Here is a 20374-nt window from a genome sequence, read left to right on the forward strand (position 1 = left end):
GTTGCAAACCAGCTTAAGGTGGTTATTGCGTCGGGGCTCACCTCTTCCCATTCCGAACAGAGAAGTTAAGCCCGACTGCGCAGATGGTACTGCAGTTATGTGGGAGAGTATGTCGCCGCCTTTTTTTAGTAACCCCTTCACAAAAGTGAAGGGGTTATTTTTTTATAGGTGCGGCGTGTCGCTTCGCTCGATCCGACGCCTTTTTTTATAAAACCCTGTTCATTTATTTGGATAGGTTTTTTTGTTTTATATGGTTTTTAACGGATACTGACAATCATTTTGGATTGGGCACTGTGGGCATTTTGGATTCGTTGGCCGACAGGTTTCCCTTCCCAGAAAGGATATCGCCATCCCGACTTCACCCCATATTTCTTTTGGCAATGTTTCCATTAATAATTTTTCGACTTTATTGCCGTCTTTGGCTTCAGGAATGACACCAATTCTTGGGGCAACCCTAATCACATGCAAATCGGCGATGATGCCTTCCGCAGGAACTTTCATTTCACGCATAATTACATTGGCTGATTTTCGCCCCACGCCTTTTAACGCCACCAATTCTGGTAAAGAGGTTGGAATATTACTGTCTTTTTTTAAGGTTTGCGCAATCTCAATCAGCCAACTGGCTTTCGTATTGAAGTTACGTACTTTGGTCACAAACGGTATCAAAGTGTCCATTGAAGCCGTTGACAATGCTTCTAAATTGGGATATTCCTTGAACAATGCCGGTGCTACTTTGTTGATATTCGCATCAGAATCCTGTGCCGACAAAATCACCATAACCATCAGTTGGTAAAGGTTTTCATAGTCCAAAGGATGTTTTTTGTTTTTGTATAAATCGATAATAGGCTGTAGTTTTTGAGCCCAATCGGAATTTGTTTCAAATAAACTCATGACTTATGTTTTTAAAAATTCTTTAATTCGGTTAATAACTGTTTCATTGCCTAATATTTTTCGATGGCCTAATCCTTCGGTAATCATCAACTCACTTTTCTCCAAATATTTGACGATGTTATATGCTGCTTTTACCGAGACATCATGGTCGTCTTTATCGTGTATGACCAAAACCGGAATCTTAACGGCTTCGGCAGCCAAATGACTCGAATAATCTTCCATTGGTTCGCCAAATTTCTTTTCGAAATGCTGCTTTAGCATTACACCAATTTTGGGTTGCAGTTTTAAATTGGCTACAAAATCGGCTATGATGTCCTGAATAATATCACCGCTACCAATGGTGACGGCTTTTTTGACTTTGAAATTTTGTTTGATGGCATTCAAAATCGACATACCGCCAAGTGAATGACCAATCGCAAATTCAAATGGGCCAAATTGTTTTTCAATTTCCAATATCGAAGCAATAAACTCGGGCATTAGCGTCATTTTTCCTTCTGATTTTCCATGAGCCGGTGCATCAAAACTAATCACCTGATAACCCAATTTTAAAAATTCATCCGCGATTTTGACCAATTGTGTGCCTCGTCCTGACCAACCGTGAACCAACAAGATTTTCTTTTCACCTTGGCCATATTCATAAACTGTAATCTCTTTTTTGATGCTGGAAACCAACAATTTACTTTGACGGCTATTTTGTTCCATATGTAATTCCCTCTTGGGAATTTTGTGTTTTATAGGCGTTGTAAACAATTTAGCGGCGAATAGTGTAGCCAATTTTGGAGAAATTGCCTCTAATAATTTAGCCGTAAGTAGAATTGGCTTAGGAATTTGCAATGATTGGTTACTTATTTGGGATTTTTTTGTCATTTCAATAAATTTTGTCGCTAACCAAAAGTTAAAATATTTTTTTTTTAAATTTCAACATCATAAATATAAGTCAAAATGCAAAATCAAACCCGAATAATTATTGAAAATGTCACACCTCAATTAGACGGAGGCGCTTTTTATATCAAGCGAATTGTTGGACAATCTGTTGTCGTGAAAGCGAATGTATTTGCCGATGGCCATGATGTGATTGCGTGTTGCGTGAAATTCAAGCATGAGAAGGATAAAAAATGGCAGGAAGTGAGATTGAGCGCTTTGGGTAATGATGAATGGACCGCACAATTTACTGTTGATAAACAAGGTCATTATGCTTATTTCGTGGAAGGTTGGGTTGATTATGCGCTCAATTGGCAGCACGGAACCGAAAGAAAAATCAATGACAATCAATATGTAAAATCAGAATTGTTAGAAGGTGCCGAATATTGCCAGGCGATTTTAAAAGAAGTCGATAAGGAAGAAAAAGCTTATTTAACCGCTGCCATCAAAGCGTTTCAAGATGAAAAGCAATATGACAAAGCCACTGAAATTGCCTTATCAAAGGAGCTACATCACATTTTCGAGAAATATCCAACACGAACTTTAGCCAATACTTCTGCCGAATTAAAAATTTATGTAGACCGTAAAAAAGCCTTGTTCAGTACGTGGTACGAATTTTTTCCACGCTCAGCTTCACAAGAAAAAGGCAAGCACGGAACGTTCAAAGACTGTGAAAAATTGTTGCCAAGAGTAGCCGCGATGGGATTTGATACTTTGTATTTCCCACCAATCCATCCGATTGGGGAAGTCAACCGAAAAGGGAAAAACAATGCAACGACAGCCCAACCGGGAGATGTTGGTTCGCCTTGGGGAATTGGTTCCAGGCATGGCGGACACAAGTCAACGCATCCTGAATTAGGAACGATTGACGAATTCAAGTCATTGGTAAAAGCCGCAAAAAGTCTGGGAATTGAAGTTGCAATGGATTATGCCTTGCAAGCAGCACCTGATCATCCTTATGTAAAAGATTTTCCACAATGGTTCAAATGGCGTCCGGACGGAACGGTACAATATGCAGAAAATCCACCCAAAAAATACCAGGACATTCAGCCGATTTACTTCGAAAGCGCTGATTGGAAAAACCTCTGGAAGGAGTTGCTCGACGTAGCTTTGTTCTGGGTGGAAGAATGTGATATCAAAGTATTCAGAGTCGATAATCCACATACCAAACCATTTTATTTTTGGGGTTGGCTCATCGCCGAAATCAAGAAAAAACATCCGGATGTGCTCTTTTTAGCGGAAGCCTTTACCGCTCCAAAAGTGATGCACGAGTTGGCCAAACAAGGTTTCTCGCAATCCTATACCTATTTCACCTGGCGCAATACCAAAGCCGAACTTATTGAGTATGTTGAAGAACTAACCAAAACCAACCAAGCCGATTTCTACCGACCAAATTTCTGGCCCAATACACCCGATATTTTGCCTTATGCACTACAAAGTGGCAACGAAAGTGTGTACCTTCACAAATATTTCTTAGCCGCAACTTTGAGTTCCAGTATTGGGATTTACGGTCCGGTCTATGAATACATGATTTCCGAAGCCATGCCGGGCAAAGAGGAATATTTCAATTCGGAGAAATACGAATTTTACAATTGGGATTGGTCAATACAAAACAAACTGATTACCATCATTACCCGTTTGAACAGAATCCGCCACGAACAACCTTCATTGCAGCAAACGAATAACATTCAGTTTTGCAATACCGATAATGACCAGGTTTTGGCCTACTACAAATACGACGATGCGCGATTAGACGAAACGCTGATGATTTGCAGCATCGATCCCTACTATATGAAACAGGCTTGGGTGCAATTGCCTTTACAGGCACTCGGAATTCAGCCTGGACAACCGATACGCGTAATTGAATTGATTACCGGCAACAGTTATATTTGGGACAAAGAGTGGAACTATGTTGAACTGCATCCGTCCCTGCCATTTCATTTATTTAAAATTCAGAAATAATGATTGATGCAAAAATTAATGAAGATGAATTTGTAAATCCGTATGTTTTTAAAACAGATTGGAAAACAGCCTTTGAAGATGAAGAATTTGTAAAGGTTTTTTCCTCGGATATTCTGGAAAACTATATCATCAACAAACGATGGTATGGCGGAAAAGCCAGCACACTCAAGTATATCGAAGTTGTGGATTGGTTTAAAATCACTTCGAAGAAGAATACCTATTATGGTGTTTTGCTCGAAGTGAATTTCAAAGAGGCATTTTATCAGCATTATTTTATGCCGATTTCGTTTATGGCAGAAGAAGAACTCGATACCAATACCATCATTGCGCCTGTAAAAATGGGTGGTCAGGAAGGTTTTTTGGTCGATGCTTTACACCAGGAAGATTTCAGAAAATTATTATTCGATAAGATAGTAACCTCCGCCGGAAAAGACGAAAAAGTCAAATTCCACAAAGGCGAAAAACTCGAAGACAAGGAATACAAATCGTCCAAATTCATGGGTGTAGAGCAAAGCAATACTTCCATTATTTACAACGGAACTTTGGTACTCAAAATCTTCAGACGCATCTATATCAGCATGAATCCCGATTATGAAATCAGTCGCTTCTTAACCGAAACGATGGATTTTCAACATTCACCGGCTTATACCGGAAGTATCAGTGTCGTTTTATCCGAAGGGAATATTACACTGGGATTGATGCAGGAATTGGTGCCCAATCAAGGCGATGCCTGGCAGTTTATGCTCGAAGAGGTCGACCGGATTTTTGACAATCTGAAACATAAAAAAATCAAAATAGCCAAGCTTCCCGATATCGAATTGTTCAAGCGCTTAAAGATCAACGAAGTGCCACACGAAATCATCGATTGGGCCGGATTAAGCATTTTTCTGCGCATTCATACGCTGGCAACCCGAACCGCTGAAATGCACATTGCGCTTGGTGGCGATATCCGCCAAACCGCTTTTACGCCAACGACCTACAACGGCGATTACACCGTTTGGCTCAAAAATCGTCTGACGTATCAGTTCCAAAACAGATTGAATATTTTAGAAAATAATTTGCACAAACTCGACGGTTTGGCGCTCGAACTAGCCAATCAATTCCTCGACAACAAAAAAGACATCCGTAAGCTGTTCCTCGATTTCGACTGGACGAAAATGAAATCAGAACGCATCAGAATCCACGGTGACTACCATCTCGGACAGGTTTTGGTCAACGGTGACGATTTCTATTTGCTCGATTTTGAAGGCGAACCCGAAAGTACCATTCGTGACCGAAAAGTAAAACAACCGCCGCTCAAAGACGTCGCCGGCATGTTCCGCTCGTTTCATTACTCGATTTATGCGACCATTTTCAACAACAAGGACAAATATCCGTTTGAACAAAAAGAGTTATTTCAGGCAGGTGAAATCCTGTTCAAATATTTCGTGGGCGTGTTTTTGCAAACCTACACCGAAGTTGCGCAAGGTGGCAATTTAAATATAGGATACCGAAAAGAAATCGACTTTCTGCTCAAATATTGCATCCTCGAAAAAGCGGTTTACGAACTGGGCTACGAACTCAACTCACGTCCACGCTGGGCAGTGATTCCATTAACGGGAATTGCCAGTATTATGGAATTTGAAGCGAAAGTGTAAAAGGGAAACAAAAGACAATAACTAACCAGCCCCGATTGCAGCCAGCTGCCATGCAGCGCGAAAAGCGGGAAAATGGAGCGCAAGAAAGCACAAGCTATACGCTCAAAAAAATAAAAAACAACACATGAACCAAGTACAAGTACATTCGCTTTTTACCGATTTTGACATCGATTTATTCAAAGCCGGAAAACATTTCAGACTCTATGAAAAACTCGGCGCACATCTCACCGAAGTGAATGGTGTAAAAGGCGTTTACTTTGCCGTTTGGGCACCATCAGCACGTTCGGTTTCGGTCGTGGGCGATTTCAATTATTGGATACAAGGCGAGCACCAACTCAACGTGCGCTGGGACAGCTCGGGCATTTGGGAAGGATTTATTCCCGGTGTAGATAAAGGCACAGCTTACAAATACAAAATACAATCCAACAACAACGGTATCATCACCGAAAAAGCCGATCCGTTTGCGCTTTACTGCGAACATCCGCCACAAACGGCTTCCGTCATTTGGGACTTGGATTACAAATGGAAAGACAAAAAATGGATGGACACGCGCAAGGACAAAAACGGTTTAGACAAACCGTATTCTGTGTACGAAGTACACTTAGGTTCCTGGCGCAGGAACAGCGAAGGAAAGTTCCTCACTTATCTTGAAATGGCAGACCAATTGGTTGATTATGTCAAAGAAACCGGTTTCACCCACGTAGAGTTTATGCCGGTCATGGAATATCCGTATGATCCTTCTTGGGGTTATCAGTTGGTTGGGTATTTTGCTCCAACATCGCGTTTTGGGAAACCACAGGATTTTATGGTTTTGGTTGATAAACTGCACCAAGCCGGTATTGGAGTGATCTTGGATTGGGTACCGTCGCATTTCCCTGATGACGCACACGGACTAGGATTTTTCGATGGTTCCAACTTATACGAACACCCGGACAGAAGGAAAGGCTATCATCCCGATTGGAAAAGTTTGGTGTTTAATTATGGCCGCAATGAAGTGCGCTCGTTCTTAATCAGCAACGCGATTTTCTGGTTACAACAATACCATGTTGATGGTTTGCGCGTTGATGCCGTAGCGTCAATGCTCTATTTGGATTATTCCAGAGAAGAAGGCGAATGGGAGCCAAATATTTATGGAGGAAGAGAAAATTTAGACACCATCAGTTTCCTAAAAGATTTCAACGAAGCCGTTTACAGCGCTTTCCCTGATGTGCAAACCATAGCCGAAGAAAGTACCAGTTTCCCGATGGTGTCGCGACCAACGTTTATCGGCGGTTTAGGCTTTGGCATGAAATGGATGATGGGTTGGATGCACGATACCTTACAATATTTCAAAAAAGAACCAATTTATAGAAGATTCCACCAAAACGATTTGACTTTTTCGATGACATACGCGTTTACCGAAAACTTTATGCTGCCGTTATCACATGATGAAGTGGTTTATGGTAAACATTCCATCTTAGGCAGAATGCCGGGAGATGAATGGCAGAAATTTGCCAATCTTCGTTTGTTGTATGGCTATATGTTTACGCATCCGGGTGGAAAATTATTGTTTCAGGGTGCCGAATTCGGGCAAAGCAGCGAATGGAATTTCGAAGGTAGTTTAGATTGGCATTTGCTCCAATACGGTTACCACGATGGCATCAAAAAATGCATCACCGATTTGAATGCGTTGTACAAGAACAATCCGGCGATGTACGAAAAACAATTCCACGTAGACGGTTTTGAATGGATCAATTACACCGATAGTGAAAATGCGGTTTTGAGTTATATCCGCAAAGGATTAAATCCAAAGGATGATTTGATTATAGTGGCCAATTTTACACCGGTCGTGAGAGACAATTACAGAATCGGATTGCCAGCCAAAGGAAAACTGACTCAGATTTTCAATTCAGACAGTGTCGAATACGGCGGAAGTGGTGTAGTAGCAACCAAGCCTATAAAAATAGATAAAACAGCATGGAATTACAGAGGTTATTCGGCCGAATTGGTATTGCCGCCATTAGGGGTTGCCGTATATAAAATTTCGTAAATAATTTGGTTAAATATTAAGCAAACTAGAGTTTACATACCTGAAGCCCACTGGGCTTCCTCCTCTTAATATCAAATTTTTTAGTTATTCTTATCCGCAAACGTTGTAGTTAAAAACTACTTTGCCTATATGTAAAATTATCGTTGTCATCTTTGTAAATTTGGCACTCGACACAAATACAATCTTATGATTACCAATCAAGAACTTGAGCATAAAGGCGATCAATTCCCTTCGAAAATAGTTTCTTTTGAAAAAGACGTTGACAGTATTTATTTCCATACCAACAACAATGTTATTTTAAAAATTACGATTCTAAGAGACAGTTTAATCCGTTTTCGCTATACGACCAAAGGTTACTTCAGCAACGATTTCTCTTATGCGATTGACAAAACACAATCACATGGTTACAACCAACTGGAGGTTGTGGAAGAAAGTCATTTCTACTTAATCAAAACCAGCAAGGTTTTTTGCAAAATCAACAAAAAGGATTTAAAGGTTTCGATTCACGACATTGACGGATTCACCATCCTTGAAGACGAAATCGGTTTCCATTGGGAAGAATGTTACGAACACGGCGGCAACATCGTAAAGATGAGTAAAGTCTCTAAAGACGGCGAAAGTTTTTACGGTTTGGGCGATAAGCCGACACATTTGAATCTGAAAGGAAAGCGTGTAGAGAATTGGGCAACCGACCAGTATGCCTTCCACAAAGACCAGGAACCATTGTACAAAGTCGTGCCGTTTTACATCGGTTTGCACCACAATAAAGCTTACGGGATTTTCTTTGATAATACCTTTAGAACTTATTTCGATTTTTGTCACGAACGAAGAAATGTAACCAGTTTTTGGGCTGAAGGCGGAGAAATGAATTATTATTTCTTCTACGGTCCGAAAATGAGCGACGTAGTCATCAATTATACCCATTTAACAGGAAAGCCGGAATTACCGCCGATGTGGACTTTGGGTTACCACCAATGCAAATGGAGTTATTATCCCGAGAGCAAAGTAAAAGAAGTCACCAGTAAATTCCGTGAACTTAAAATTCCATGCGATGCGATTTATTTAGACATCGATTATATGGAAGGTTTTCGCTGTTTTACCTGGAGCAAAGAATATTTCCCTGAACCTAAGCGAATGGTAGCCGAATTGGCCAAAGATGGCTTCAAAACGGTCGTTATCATCGACCCGGGAATTAAAATAGATAAGGATTATTGGGTTTACCAAGAGGCTTTAAAGAATGAATATTTCTGTAAACGAGCCGATGGTCCGTATATGAAAGGAAAAGTATGGCCGGGCGAATGCAACTTCCCCGATTATACCAATCCGGAAGTGCGCGAATGGTGGGCTGGACTATTTAAGGAATTGATTTCGGAAATTGGTGTAAAAGGCGTTTGGAATGATATGAACGAACCTGCAGTCATGGACGTTCCGGGGAAAACTTTCCCAAATGACGTACGTCACGATTACGACGGAAATCCTTGCAGCCACAGAAAAGCACACAATATTTACGGAACGCAAATGGCGCGCGCAACCTATGAAGGCGTAAAGCGATTTGCTTATCCGAAAAGACCATTTATCATCACACGTTCGGCTTACTCAGGAGCCCAACGCTATACTTCGTCCTGGACAGGTGACAACGTGGCGAGTTGGGAACATTTATGGATTGCCAATATCCAAATGCAGCGCATGTCGATTTCAGGAATGGGCTTTACCGGTTCTGATATCGGTGGTTTTGCCGAGCAGCCTTCGGGTGAATTGTATGCCCGTTGGATTCAGTTGGGTGTTTTTCATCCATTCTGCAGAACGCATTCTTCGGGTGATCACGGCGAACAGGAACCATGGTCATTTGGCGAAGAAGTAATCGATATCACGCGTAAATTCGTTGAATTGCGTTACCAATTGTTGCCTTATTTGTACACCATGTTCTGGCAATATGTCAACGAAGGCACACCGATGTTGAAACCTTTGGTGTATTTCGACCAAGACGATTTCCATACGCATTACCGAACGGATGAGTTTATTTTTGGAAACCAGATTTTGGTCTGCCCAATTTTGGAACCAAACGCACAAGGTAGAAGAATGTATTTGCCAAAAGGCAATTGGTACAACTTCTGGAACAATGAATTGATAGAAGGAAAGAAAGAGCTTTGGATTAAAACCAGTTTTGACGAAATTCCGATTTTTATCAAGGAAGGCGCGATTATTCCGAAATATCCGGTACAGCAATATGTTGGCGAATTACAGTTTGACGAATTGGTTTTGGATGCCTATTACAAATTGGGCAAAGAAAAATCAACCGTATATGAAGATGCACAAGATGGCTATGATTACAACAAAGGTCGTTTTTCACTTCGTACTTTCACCTTAAACGGAAAAGAGAAAGAGCTTATCATTCAGCAACATACAGAAGGTACTTTTGAAACGCAGTATTCCAAATTCAAAATCAACTTAAAAGGATTGCCTTTTAAAGTAAAAAAAATCGAATTGGATAATGAGAAAATCACCTTAGATCAGGTTCAGTTGAATGGTGATAACTCTCTGATTATTGTAAAAGATTTTACCGAGATACATTTGTTTGGAGCTTAAATTATGTAAATTTATTACCCAAATTATATAAACATTTGGCGAATAGATTATGTAAATTTGTATTTCAAATTATATCATTATGAAAAAAGGAATTTTATTTTGTGTGTCGTTAATGGTTCTAATTGTGGCATCTTGTGCTACCAATCCCGTAACAGGAAAACAAACATTAGCATTAGTGCCTAATTCTGAAATTTTTGCCTCATCATTTAACCAATACGGAGAATTTCTGAAAACCAATAAAGTAATCATCGGAACTGCTGATGCCAAAAGAGTAGAAGCTGTCGGTATGAAAATCAAGGCAGCAGCCGAGAAACTATTGAAATCCAGAGGAACACAAGATGAATTGAAAGGCTATGCCTGGGAGTATAAACTGGTTGACAGTAAAGAAGTAAATGCCTGGTGTATGCCTGGTGGTAAAATTGTAGTGTATTCCGGAATTTTACCAATTACCCAGGACGAAGCCGGTTTGGCCACCGTTATGGGGCATGAAGTAGCTCACGCATTGGCCAATCACGGACAACAGCGTATGAGTGCAGGATTAGCGCAACAATTAGGCGCTGCGGGTGTTGCCGCAGCTACCGGAACAAAAAGTGCTGAAACACAAGCTTTAGTCATGCAGGCTTATGGCATTGGCACCGCTGTTGGAGGAATGCTGCCTTTTAGCAGAAGCCATGAATCTGAAGCGGATGATATTGGACTTACCCTAATGGCAATGGCAGGTTACAACCCTGACAAAGCAGTCGGTTTTTGGGAAAGAATGTCAGCCAAATCAGGAGGCGGAGCACCACCGGAAATTTTGAGCACACACCCTTCTGATGCTACCAGAATTGCGAATATCAAAAAACAAATTCCAAAAGCAAAAGCAACAGCGGCAAAATTTGGCGTAACGTTTAAATAATATACCGATACCAAAAAAAGACTATATTTAATCCCGATTTATATCGGGATTTTTTATTTAAAAAAAGCTTTATGTCAGTACTTCCTAAAGGTCACCCAAAATTACTTAACGCCTGGGCTTTCTATGATTGGGCCAATTCGGTTTATAGTTTGGTCATTGCTTCGGCGGTTTTCCCAATTTTTTATAATGCATTATTTGATGAAAACAACCCTTATGTGAATTTGTTCGGGTATCATTTTAAAAACTCAGCGCTGATTAGTTTTGTAACCGCTGCCGCTTTTTTGTGTGTGGCGATTTTTTCACCGTTGTTGTCAGGTATTGCAGATTATACCGGGAACAAAAAAATCTTCATGAGAATCTTCAACTATATTGGAGCTTTGTCTTGCATTGGATTGTACTTTTTTGATTTGAATAATATTCTTGTTGGATTGGTGTTTTTCTTTTTTGGGCTGATTGGTTTTTGGGGAAGTTTGGTGTTTTATAATTCTTATTTACCCGATATTGCTTTTGAAGAACAACAGGACAAAATAAGTGCCCGTGGTTATTCTATGGGATACATTGGCAGCGTTTTGCTTTTGGTTATCAATTTGGCCATGATTATGACCGCTGATAAAGCCGATAAAATTGACATGATGAAATATTCTTTTGTTATGGTTGGGGTTTGGTGGATTCTCTTTAGTCAATACACGTATTATTATTTGCCAAAAGGAAACTCAAACCAGCAAAAAGTAACGCGTTCAGTCATTTTTAATGGTTTCAAAGAATTGAGAAAAGTGTGGAGCAAACTGCAAACCGAAGTGCCGCTGAAAAGATATTTATTGAGTTTTTTTGTTTTTAGTATGGCGGTGCAAACAGTAATGCTGGTGGCTACTTATTTTGGTGCACAGGAAATAGAATGGGCCAGTGCCGAAGAAAGCCAAACCGGTCTGATTACCTGCATTCTTTTGATTCAGTTGATTGCGGTATTAGGTGCTTTTTTAACGTCAAGAGCTTCGGGTAAATACGGAAATGTTAAAGTGCTGATAGTGTTGAACTCGTTTTGGGTTTTACTTTGTGGATTTGCTTATTTCATTACAACGCCAATGGAGTTTTATATTATGGCGAGTTTGGTTGGATTGGTGATGGGCGGAATCCAGTCCTTGGCACGTTCCACTTATTCCAAATTTTTGCCAAAGACGGAAGACACCACTTCGTTTTTTAGTTTTTATGATGTTTCCGAAAAAATAGGAATAGTTATTGGGATGATGGTTTATGGCCTGATTGACCAAATTACAGGCAGTCCGAGATTTGCAATCGTTTTTTTAGGATTATTTTTCCTATGTGGACTGTTATTATTGTTGAGAATACCAAAAAAACACTTGTCATAAATCTAAAAAAAATTATATTTGAACAAATTTTATAAAAATAGTCATGAAAAACATAAAGATTTTATTTGGAATATTTTTAATTCTTACTGCTTTTACCTTTACATCATGTGAAAATGAGCCTATTGATTCTCAAATCAACCTGGATAACGGAGGTAACAATGGCGGAAATAATGGTGGAAATAATGGCGGCAACGGAGGAACTTCTTCGGGAGATTATTGGCCGACAGCTCTTAACAATCAATGGGTTTTTAAACAAGATGGTGTGGTTCAGCCACCAATGAAAATGATTTCAGTGAACAGTATTAACAACTATACTTATTACACATTCGATTCAATGTTTGGAATGTCAAGCGGAGGAACCGGTGCTGATGTTGTAACACGATTAAGAAAAAATGGTGGTGAATACTATATCAAAGTGGAAGGTTTTACTTTTGATACAGGCTTAGGAATTACCGGTACGATTACCGGATATGAAATGATTATCTTGAAGGACAATATCAATGTGGGACAAACCTGGAGCGGTACTTTCTCGCAAACAACCACTTTTACAGGAATGCCATCGATTACACAGGAAACGGCTTATTCCGGAATTGTTCTGGAAAAAGATGCTTCTGCTAATGTTAACGGAACTAACTATACCAATGTTATCAAGGTAAAAGTTACGCAGAATGTTGAAATGATGGGTACGCCTGCGGGCAATGTAGTTACCGAATATTGGTTCTCCAAAAATATCGGTCCAATCAAAGCAGTGACTGTTTCAAATGATGGATCAGGAACACCTCCGGAAACCATTACTAACGAGTTAAACTCTTATATAGTGAACTAATCCAACAGTAAACTAATCAAATCCGCCAAATTGGCGGATTTTTTTTTCGGCACAATCCTTGTCTTACCATTGCGTTTGTCGATGTAAAATTTTTATGTCGGTTAAACCTAAATCATTTGTAATACGTCGATTATAATTTATTTCTATTAAAAGATGTTCTACTTTTGTTTAGCATTATATAATTTTTAATGTCAATTTGACTAAATCAAACGCCACATGTCAAACCATAATATTTTAACCCTTGACACTCTGTCACTTCAGGAATTTGATGAACAAACCGATTTAATTCCGCTTTTAACGCCCGAAGACGAGGAGGAAATGAATAAGGAAGAATTACCCAATTCACTGCCTATTTTACCTTTACGCAATACCGTTTTATTTCCCGGAGTTGTTATCCCGATTACTGCCGGAAGAGATAAATCGATTAAATTAATCAACGATGCCAATGCCGGAAATAAAATCATCGGTGTGGTAGCCCAAAAAAATGAAGAGGACGAAGACCCAACCAAGAATGATATCCATACTGTTGGAACCGTAGCACAAATCCTTAGGGTTTTGAAAATGCCCGATGGGAATGTGACCGTAATCCTGCAAGGGAAAAAGCGTTTCGAAATTGATGCCGTAATTGCGGAAAGTCCTTATTTAAAAGCATCAATCAAAGAAGTAGAAGAAAAACGCCCGACAAAAAAAGATACCGAATTTCAAGCCATAGTTGATTCCATCAGGGAATTGGCCATTGAAATCATCAAGGAAAGTCCAAACATTCCAACTGAAGCGACATTTGCCATCAAAAACATAGAAAGCCAGTCTTTCCTCATCAATTTTGTTTCTTCCAATATGAACCTGACGGTGAAAGAGAAGCAGGATTTGCTTATGGTCAATGTTCTGAAGGAAAGAGCTTTGGCAACTTTGCGCTATATGAATGTGGAATTGCAGAAGCTGGAATTGAAAAATGACATTCAGTCTAAAGTCCGTTTCGACTTAGACCAACAACAACGCGAATATTTCCTCCACCAGCAAATGAAAACCATCCAGGAAGAATTGGGTGGTGTTTCTTATGAACAGGAAATTGAAGAAATGCGCGTCAAAGCCAAAACCAAAATTTGGGATACCAAAACCGCAGCTCATTTTGAGAAAGAGATTTCCAAGTTGCAGCGCATGAATCCTCAGGCACCCGATTTTGGAATTCAAAGAAATTACTTAGAGCTGTTTTTGGAATTGCCATGGAATAATTTTACCAAGGATAATTTCGATTTAAAACGCGCTCAGAAAATATTAGACCGCGACCATTTTGGACTTGAAGATGTAAAGAAAAGAATAGTCGAACATTTGGCAGTTTTGAAATTGCGAAATGACATGAAATCACCAATCATTTGTTTGACCGGACCTCCGGGAGTTGGTAAAACCTCAATTGGGAAATCAATAGCCGAGGCCTTAGGCAGGGAATATGTTCGTATTTCCTTAGGAGGTTTGCGTGATGAAGCGGAAATCCGTGGTCACCGTAAAACCTATATCGGCGCGATGCCGGGAAGAATTATCCAGAGTTTGAAAAAAGCAGGAACTTCCAATCCGGTGTTTGTTTTGGATGAAATCGATAAACTGTCGAGCAGCCATCAAGGCGATCCGTCTTCGGCATTGTTGGAAGTTTTAGATCCGGAGCAAAACAACGAGTTCTACGACAATTTCCTTGAAATGGGTTATGACTTGTCCAAAGTAATGTTTATTGCGACTTCTAACAACATGTCAGCCATCCAACCGGCATTAAAAGACAGAATGGAAGTCATCAAGATGACTGGTTATACGATTGAAGAGAAAACCGAAATCGCCCGCCAGCATTTGTTGCCAAAACAATTAAAGGAACACGGTTTATCCGTAAAAGATTTGACCATTGGCAAAAAGCAATTGGAAAAAATTGTGGAAGGCTATACCCGTGAATCGGGTGTTCGTGGTTTGGAAGCCAAAATTGCTCAGGTAATCAGGAATGCAGCCAAATCGGTAGCGATGGAAGAAGAATACAATAAAAAAGTAACCGATGAAGATATCGTTTCGATTTTGGGTTCACCAAAATTAGCCCGAGACAAATCAGAGAGCAATGATGTGGCCGGAGTAGTAACAGGTTTGGCCTGGACATCTGTCGGAGGTGATATTTTATTCATAGAATCCTTAATTTCTGCCGGAAAAGGAACTTTAACCTTAACCGGAAATTTGGGAACGGTAATGAAAGAATCGGCGACGATTGCTTTAGAATATATCAAAGCCAACGCAGCCATTTTTGGGCTCGACCCGGAAATGATTTCCAAATACAACATTCACCTGCACGTTCCGGAAGGCGCCACACCAAAAGACGGACCAAGTGCGGGAATCGCGATGTTGACTTCTTTGGTTTCCTTGTACACCCAAAGAAAAGTAAAGAAAAATTTGGCCATGACAGGAGAAATCACGCTTCGCGGAAAAGTTTTACCGGTTGGCGGCATCAAGGAAAAAATATTGGCAGCCAAAAGAGCTAACATCAAAGAAATTATTTTGTGTCATGAAAACAAAAGCGATATCGATGAAATCAAACCGGAATATATTGCAGGTTTGACGTTCCATTATGTAAAGGAAATGAGTGAAGTAATTGATGTTGCTTTGACCAATCAAAAGGTAAAAAATGCTAAAACACTGAAATAAATTTCAAAATAAAAGGTTGAAAAGGCATGAGTGAAAATATCGCTGATGCCTTTTTTTATTAACTTTTTTCCTCCGATATAAAATAATATCTTCGCATTTCCGTTATAGTATATAGCCATAAGTCCTTTTTAATGTTTAGAACAACAGTTTGTATTGTATTTTGCCTCGCCAATTTAGTCTCATTCGGACAAGTTGGAGGTAAGTCGGTATACCAATTTCTAAACTTAGTAACCTCGCCAAGACAAGCGGCGATTGGTGGAAAAGTCATTACTTTCTATGATCAGGATGTCAATCAGGCGCATTTTAATCCGGCGTGTATCAATGCGGAAATGGACAATAAACTGTCGTTGAATTACGGGAGTTATTTTGGAGAAGTAACTTATGGAACGGGTTCGTATGCCTATACTTATGATCGCCACGTGCAGACTTTTTTTGGTGGTGTGAATTATGTGAATTATGGAAAGTTTGACGGTTATGACGAAAACGGTCAACGAACATCAAGCTTTACCGGAAGCGAAATCGCCTTGTCTTTTGGATATGCCTATAATATTCCGTTTACTGATTTTTATGTCGGCGCGAATGCCAAATTGATTTCTTCCACTTTGGAAAGCTATAATTCTTTTGGTGCCGCTTTTGATATTGGTGGTATGTATATCGATACCCAAAATGATATCAATTGGGCCATTTCCATCAGAAACATAGGAATGCAGATTACACCTTATGAAGAAACCCGGGAAAAATTACCGCTGGAAGTTTTGCTTGGTGTTTCCCAATTGATGGAAAATGTACCGATTCGTTGGCATATAACTTTGGAAAACATGCAGCAATGGCAGGTTGCTTTTTCCAATCCGAATAGGGCAGAAGGCAATCTGGATGGTGGCTCAACACCCGAAAAAGTATCATTTTTCAACAATGCTTTGCGTCACTTGATTGTAGGAGCAGAATTATTCCCCGAAAAAGGATTCAACATCAGATTGGGTTATAATTTCAGAAGAGCAGAAGAATTACGTATCTTAGAGCAGCGAAATTTCTCCGGACTTTCGGTTGGTTTCGGATTAAAAATCAACAATTTAAAATTCAATTATTCCTACTCCAGATATACTTTGGCGGCCAATACCAGTTTGTTTGGCCTAACCATCGATTTTTCAGGGGATAGATATTAAAAATATTCATAGTTTGAAAAAAATTACCATTGCCATTGACGGATTTTCTTCCACCGGGAAAAGCACTTTAGCCAAACAGTTAGCCAAACATTTAGGCTATGTTTATGTCGATTCCGGTGCCATGTATCGCGCAGTGACTTACTTCGCTATGCAAAATGGTTGTATCACCAACGAGTTTTTCGATAAGGAAACCTTAATCAACAGTTTGCCGTTTATCAAATTGCATTTCGAATTCAATCCTGAACTGGGTTTTGCCGAAATGTACCTCAATGGAGTGAATGTCGAAGCAGCCATCAGAACCATCGAAGTATCGAGTTTTGTGAGCAAAGTAGCGGAAGTTTCCGAAGTGCGTGCCAAATTGGTGGAGCAACAGCAATCCATGGGCAAAAAGAAAGGCATCGTTATGGATGGACGTGACATTGGAACGGTTGTTTTTCCTGATGCTGAGCTTAAAATATTCATGACCGCCAGTCCCGAAACCAGAGCACGTCGTCGTTATGACGAGCTACAGGCCAAAGGACAAAACGTTACTTTTGAAGCGGTTTTAAAAAACGTGGAAGAGCGCGACCATATTGATACCCACAGAGAAGATTCTCCTTTAGTTATGGCAGATGGTGCCATCGAAATCGATAATTCCGCTTTGACTCGTGAAGAGCAGTTTGCAGAAGTCCTGACCTTGGTCGATAAAGTTTCGAAATCGTTGTAAATATTTGTTTATCTCAATTTTAATAGTAGATTTACGGGCTATTTTCTTTAAACCAAAAACTATTATTTATGAGTATTAAATTGAGATTGACATTGATGAGCTTCCTCCAGTTCTTTGTTTGGGGCGCGTGGTTGATTACGGTAGGAAACTATTGGTTTGGCACCAAGCAATGGAGCGGAGAACAATTTGGAGCCATCTTTTCTACTTTAGGGCTTTCTTCCATCGTAATGCCTGCCATTACCGGAATTATTGCCGATAAATGGATTAATGCAGAGAAACTCTACGGAGTGTTGCATATTCTTGGTGGTTTGGCTTTGTTGTACATTCCGCAGGTCAATGATCCAACTACTTTTTATTATGTGATTTTTGCCGCGATGTTGTGCTATATGCCAACCATTTCGTTATCCAATTCGGTGGCCTACAATATTTTAAAAAGCAATGATTTTGATGTCGTTAAAGTCTTTCCGCCCATCAGGGTTTGGGGAACGATAGGTTTTATTGCCGCGATGTGGATAACCAATCTGACCGGTAATAAAGCTTCTTTCAATATGTTTTACCTGTCGGCTTTTGCCGCATTTGCATTAGGTTTTTATTCATTTACTTTACCAAAATGTCCGCCGCAAAGACTGATATCTGAGAATGCTTCGTTAACCGAAAAATTAGGCTTAAATGCTTTCAAATTATTCGGGACTTATAAAATGGCATTGTTCTTTATCTTCTCAATGTTTTTGGGTGGTGCTTTGCAGTTGACCAATATGTATGGCGATGTGTATTTATCTGAATTTGCCAATGTCCCTGAATATGCGGATTCATTCGTGGTTAAATATTCTACCATCATCATGTCGATTTCACAGATATCGGAAACCTTATTCATCTTGGCTATTCCATTTTTTCTAAAGCGTTTCGGAATAAAACAGGTCATGTTGATTTCGATGTTGGCGTGGGTATTGCGTTTTGGTTTGTTTGCTTACGGAAATCCGGTTGACGGTTTGTGGATGATTATCATGTCGTGTGTTGTTTACGGAATGGCATTTGACTTCTTTAATATTTCAGGTTCGCTTTTCGTAGAAACGACTACCGATTCGAAGATTCGATCGTCAGCCCAAGGATTGTTTATGATGATGTCCAACGGATTTGGTGCTTTCTTTGGCGGATTAATCAGTGGATATGTAATCGATGAATTCTTTACGCATGATGGTACTCGTGACTGGCACAACATCTGGCTGGCTTTTGCCGGTTATGCCTTAGTCATCGCGATTGCCTTTGCGGTAATGTTCAAACACAAACACAACCCGAAAGATGTAGTGAATGTGAGTCATTAAAATAAAAAAGCCTTTCAAATCTGAAAGGCTTTTTTATTCTAAATCCATCGGATGTTCCGGATCTACAAATTCATTTTCGTTTTTGGAAATGACAATCGCCGCCACGCCGTTTCCGATAAAATTGGTAATGGCTCTGGCTTCGCTCATGAATTTATCTACTCCCAAAAGGAACGCTAAGCCTTCTAACGGGATTTTGTGAATGGCAGTTAAGGTCGAAGCCAAAATGATAAAACCGCTTCCGGTAATGCCTGCTGCACCTTTGGAGGTAATCATCAATAGTCCTAAAATTGTCAGGATTTCACCGAATGAAAGATGGACATTATACAATTGTGCCAAAAAAATAACCGCCATCGAAAGATAAATTGAAGTGCCGTCAAGGTTAAAGGAATAACCCGTTGGCACGACCAATCCCACAACCGATTTGCTGCAACCCATGCTTTCGAGTTTAGTCATTAAATTAGGTAAAGCCGGTTCGGAGGAAGAAGTTCCGAGAACGATTAGCAATTCAGCTTTTAAATATTTGATAAAATCCCAAATGCTGATTTTGTAATAACGGAGAATGCTTCCCAGGACCAGAAAGATAAAAATCGCCATCGTAACATAAACGGTCAGCATCAATTTCCCTAAAGGAATCAGCGTATGCAACCCGAATTTCCCAACGGTGTACGCCATGCCGCCGAAGGCACCCAGTGGAGCCAGATGCATCACAATTTTCAACGCCCTGAAAACGAATTTGGAGCATTTGTATAAAACATCGACAACTGCTTGTCTTTTGCTGTAATAATTCAACAGTACGCCGCAGATTATGGCAACTACCAAAACCTGAAGTGTGAAGTTACTGAGAAAAAAATCAAGCCAATTGAAGTCACTCGTCGCTCTCGAAGTATACTGACTTGCATCCTGAATATCCAAACCGGTTTTGTCTATTTTCCCCGGTTGAATTATATAAGCCGCAGCAACGCCGATGACCAGGGCAAATGTGGTTACGACTTCAAAATAAATGAGTGATTTGATTCCGATGCGCCCGACTTTCTTTAAATCGCCCATACCGGCAATGCCCAGAACAATGGTAAGGAAAATGATTGGTCCGATAAAAATTTTGACCAATTGGATAAATGAATCGCCAACGATTTTCATTTGCTGCCCGGTTTCGGGTTGGTAATGCCCAAGCAAAACCCCGCAGACAATGGCGATTAAGACCCAAAACGTGAGGTTGGTCGTGATTTTGAATAATAAAGATTCGTTGGCTTTCATACGATGACAAGATAACATTTATTCAATACAATTCCCAATTTAGCCCCGATGGAAGGAAGCTGCCATGCAGCCCGGACAGCGGGAACATGGAATGCTTTGAAAACCAATCTATTCGCTTCAGAAAAATAAAATCTTTTCTCTT

General features: G+C 40.0%; 14 protein-coding genes and 1 rRNA gene. 12 read left to right on the forward strand and 3 right to left on the reverse strand.

Annotation, left to right across the window (positions count from 1 at the left end):
• Window positions 1-14 precede the first annotated feature (14 nt).
• Window positions 15-124 (forward strand): 5S ribosomal RNA (gene rrf, locus P1K33_RS07505).
• 122 nt (window positions 125-246) lie between these two features.
• Here rrf and P1K33_RS07510 read toward each other — a convergent pair.
• Both P1K33_RS07510 and P1K33_RS07515 read right to left on the reverse strand, forming a co-directional pair.
• Window positions 247-891, reverse strand: a complete 645-nt coding sequence (locus tag P1K33_RS07510) for an endonuclease III domain-containing protein (RefSeq protein WP_284652305.1) — start codon at window positions 889-891, stop codon at window positions 247-249.
• A 3-nt stretch (window positions 892-894) separates the two neighbouring features.
• Window positions 895-1758 (reverse strand): alpha/beta fold hydrolase, encoded by an 864-nt coding sequence (locus P1K33_RS07515; RefSeq protein WP_284652307.1) that lies wholly within the window; start codon window positions 1756-1758, stop codon window positions 895-897.
• A gap of 75 nt (window positions 1759-1833) precedes the next feature.
• Between P1K33_RS07515 and P1K33_RS07520 the strand changes: the two genes are divergently transcribed.
• From P1K33_RS07520 to P1K33_RS07570, 11 genes are all read left to right on the forward strand, one after another.
• Entirely contained in the window at window positions 1834-3774 is a 1941-nt protein-coding gene (locus P1K33_RS07520) for an alpha-1,4-glucan--maltose-1-phosphate maltosyltransferase (protein WP_284652308.1), read from the forward strand.
• On the forward strand, window positions 3774-5411 hold the full coding sequence (locus tag P1K33_RS07525) for a maltokinase N-terminal cap-like domain-containing protein (protein WP_284652309.1): 1638 nt from the start codon (window positions 3774-3776) through the stop codon (window positions 5409-5411). Before P1K33_RS07520 ends, P1K33_RS07525 begins: the two co-directional genes overlap by 1 nt.
• Window positions 5412-5535: 124 nt before the next feature.
• Window positions 5536-7440: a 1,4-alpha-glucan branching protein GlgB gene (gene glgB / locus P1K33_RS07530; RefSeq protein WP_284652310.1), complete on the forward strand. Its 1905-nt coding sequence runs from the start codon at window positions 5536-5538 to the stop codon at window positions 7438-7440.
• 186 nt (window positions 7441-7626) lie between these two features.
• Window positions 7627-10026 carry a glycoside hydrolase family 31 protein gene (locus P1K33_RS07535; RefSeq protein ID WP_284652311.1) on the forward strand — a complete coding sequence of 800 codons (2400 nt, stop codon included), beginning with the start codon at window positions 7627-7629 and terminating at the stop codon, window positions 10024-10026.
• Between the two features lie 79 nt (window positions 10027-10105).
• Entirely contained in the window at window positions 10106-10924 is an 819-nt protein-coding gene (locus P1K33_RS07540) for a M48 family metallopeptidase (protein ID WP_284652312.1), read from the forward strand.
• Window positions 10925-10995: 71 nt separating this feature from the next.
• Window positions 10996-12291, forward strand: a complete 1296-nt coding sequence (locus P1K33_RS07545; protein WP_284652313.1) for an MFS transporter — start codon at window positions 10996-10998, stop codon at window positions 12289-12291.
• 43 nt (window positions 12292-12334) lie between these two features.
• Complete coding sequence (locus P1K33_RS07550; RefSeq protein WP_284652314.1) at window positions 12335-13117, forward strand: hypothetical protein; 783 nt, start codon at window positions 12335-12337, stop codon at window positions 13115-13117.
• A 216-nt stretch (window positions 13118-13333) separates the two neighbouring features.
• Entirely contained in the window at window positions 13334-15787 is a 2454-nt protein-coding gene (lon, locus tag P1K33_RS07555; protein ID WP_284652315.1) for an endopeptidase La, read from the forward strand.
• A 131-nt stretch (window positions 15788-15918) separates the two neighbouring features.
• Window positions 15919-16950 (forward strand): type IX secretion system protein PorQ, encoded by a 1032-nt coding sequence (porQ, locus tag P1K33_RS07560; RefSeq protein WP_284652316.1) that lies wholly within the window; start codon window positions 15919-15921, stop codon window positions 16948-16950.
• A gap of 13 nt (window positions 16951-16963) precedes the next feature.
• Window positions 16964-17656: a (d)CMP kinase gene (cmk, locus tag P1K33_RS07565; RefSeq protein ID WP_284652317.1), complete on the forward strand. Its 693-nt coding sequence runs from the start codon at window positions 16964-16966 to the stop codon at window positions 17654-17656.
• Window positions 17657-17724: 68 nt separating this feature from the next.
• Window positions 17725-18978: a nucleoside permease gene (locus P1K33_RS07570; RefSeq protein WP_284652319.1), complete on the forward strand. Its 1254-nt coding sequence runs from the start codon at window positions 17725-17727 to the stop codon at window positions 18976-18978.
• Between the two features lie 33 nt (window positions 18979-19011).
• Here the strand turns inward: P1K33_RS07570 and dctA are convergent, their stop codons facing one another.
• Window positions 19012-20232 (reverse strand): C4-dicarboxylate transporter DctA, encoded by a 1221-nt coding sequence (gene dctA, locus P1K33_RS07575; RefSeq protein ID WP_284652320.1) that lies wholly within the window; start codon window positions 20230-20232, stop codon window positions 19012-19014.
• Between the last annotated feature and the right edge of the window lie 142 nt (window positions 20233-20374).

Origin of the sequence: Flavobacterium terrisoli (assembly GCF_030167905.1) — a bacterium.
GTDB classification, from domain to species: Bacteria; Bacteroidota; Bacteroidia; order Flavobacteriales; family Flavobacteriaceae; genus Flavobacterium; species Flavobacterium terrisoli.

Excerpts from the sequence above, each read along its gene's own strand:
- P1K33_RS07515 (WP_284652307.1), bottom strand. The coding sequence starts at position 1,758 with ATGACAAAAAAATCCCAAATAAGTAACCAATCATTGCAAATTCCTAAG.
- dctA (WP_284652320.1), bottom strand. The coding sequence starts at position 20,232 with ATGAAAGCCAACGAATCTTTATTATTCAAAATCACGACCAACCTCACG.
- P1K33_RS07570 (WP_284652319.1), top strand. The coding sequence starts at position 17,725 with ATGAGTATTAAATTGAGATTGACATTGATGAGCTTCCTCCAGTTCTTT.
- lon (WP_284652315.1), top strand. The coding sequence starts at position 13,334 with ATGTCAAACCATAATATTTTAACCCTTGACACTCTGTCACTTCAGGAA.
- glgB (WP_284652310.1), top strand. The coding sequence starts at position 5,536 with ATGAACCAAGTACAAGTACATTCGCTTTTTACCGATTTTGACATCGAT.
- P1K33_RS07540 (WP_284652312.1), top strand. The coding sequence starts at position 10,106 with ATGAAAAAAGGAATTTTATTTTGTGTGTCGTTAATGGTTCTAATTGTG.
- porQ (WP_284652316.1), top strand. The coding sequence starts at position 15,919 with ATGTTTAGAACAACAGTTTGTATTGTATTTTGCCTCGCCAATTTAGTC.
- P1K33_RS07550 (WP_284652314.1), top strand. The coding sequence starts at position 12,335 with ATGAAAAACATAAAGATTTTATTTGGAATATTTTTAATTCTTACTGCT.
- P1K33_RS07545 (WP_284652313.1), top strand. The coding sequence starts at position 10,996 with ATGTCAGTACTTCCTAAAGGTCACCCAAAATTACTTAACGCCTGGGCT.
- P1K33_RS07525 (WP_284652309.1), top strand. The coding sequence starts at position 3,774 with ATGATTGATGCAAAAATTAATGAAGATGAATTTGTAAATCCGTATGTT.
- P1K33_RS07535 (WP_284652311.1), top strand. The coding sequence starts at position 7,627 with ATGATTACCAATCAAGAACTTGAGCATAAAGGCGATCAATTCCCTTCG.
- P1K33_RS07520 (WP_284652308.1), top strand. The coding sequence starts at position 1,834 with ATGCAAAATCAAACCCGAATAATTATTGAAAATGTCACACCTCAATTA.
- P1K33_RS07510 (WP_284652305.1), bottom strand. The coding sequence starts at position 891 with ATGAGTTTATTTGAAACAAATTCCGATTGGGCTCAAAAACTACAGCCT.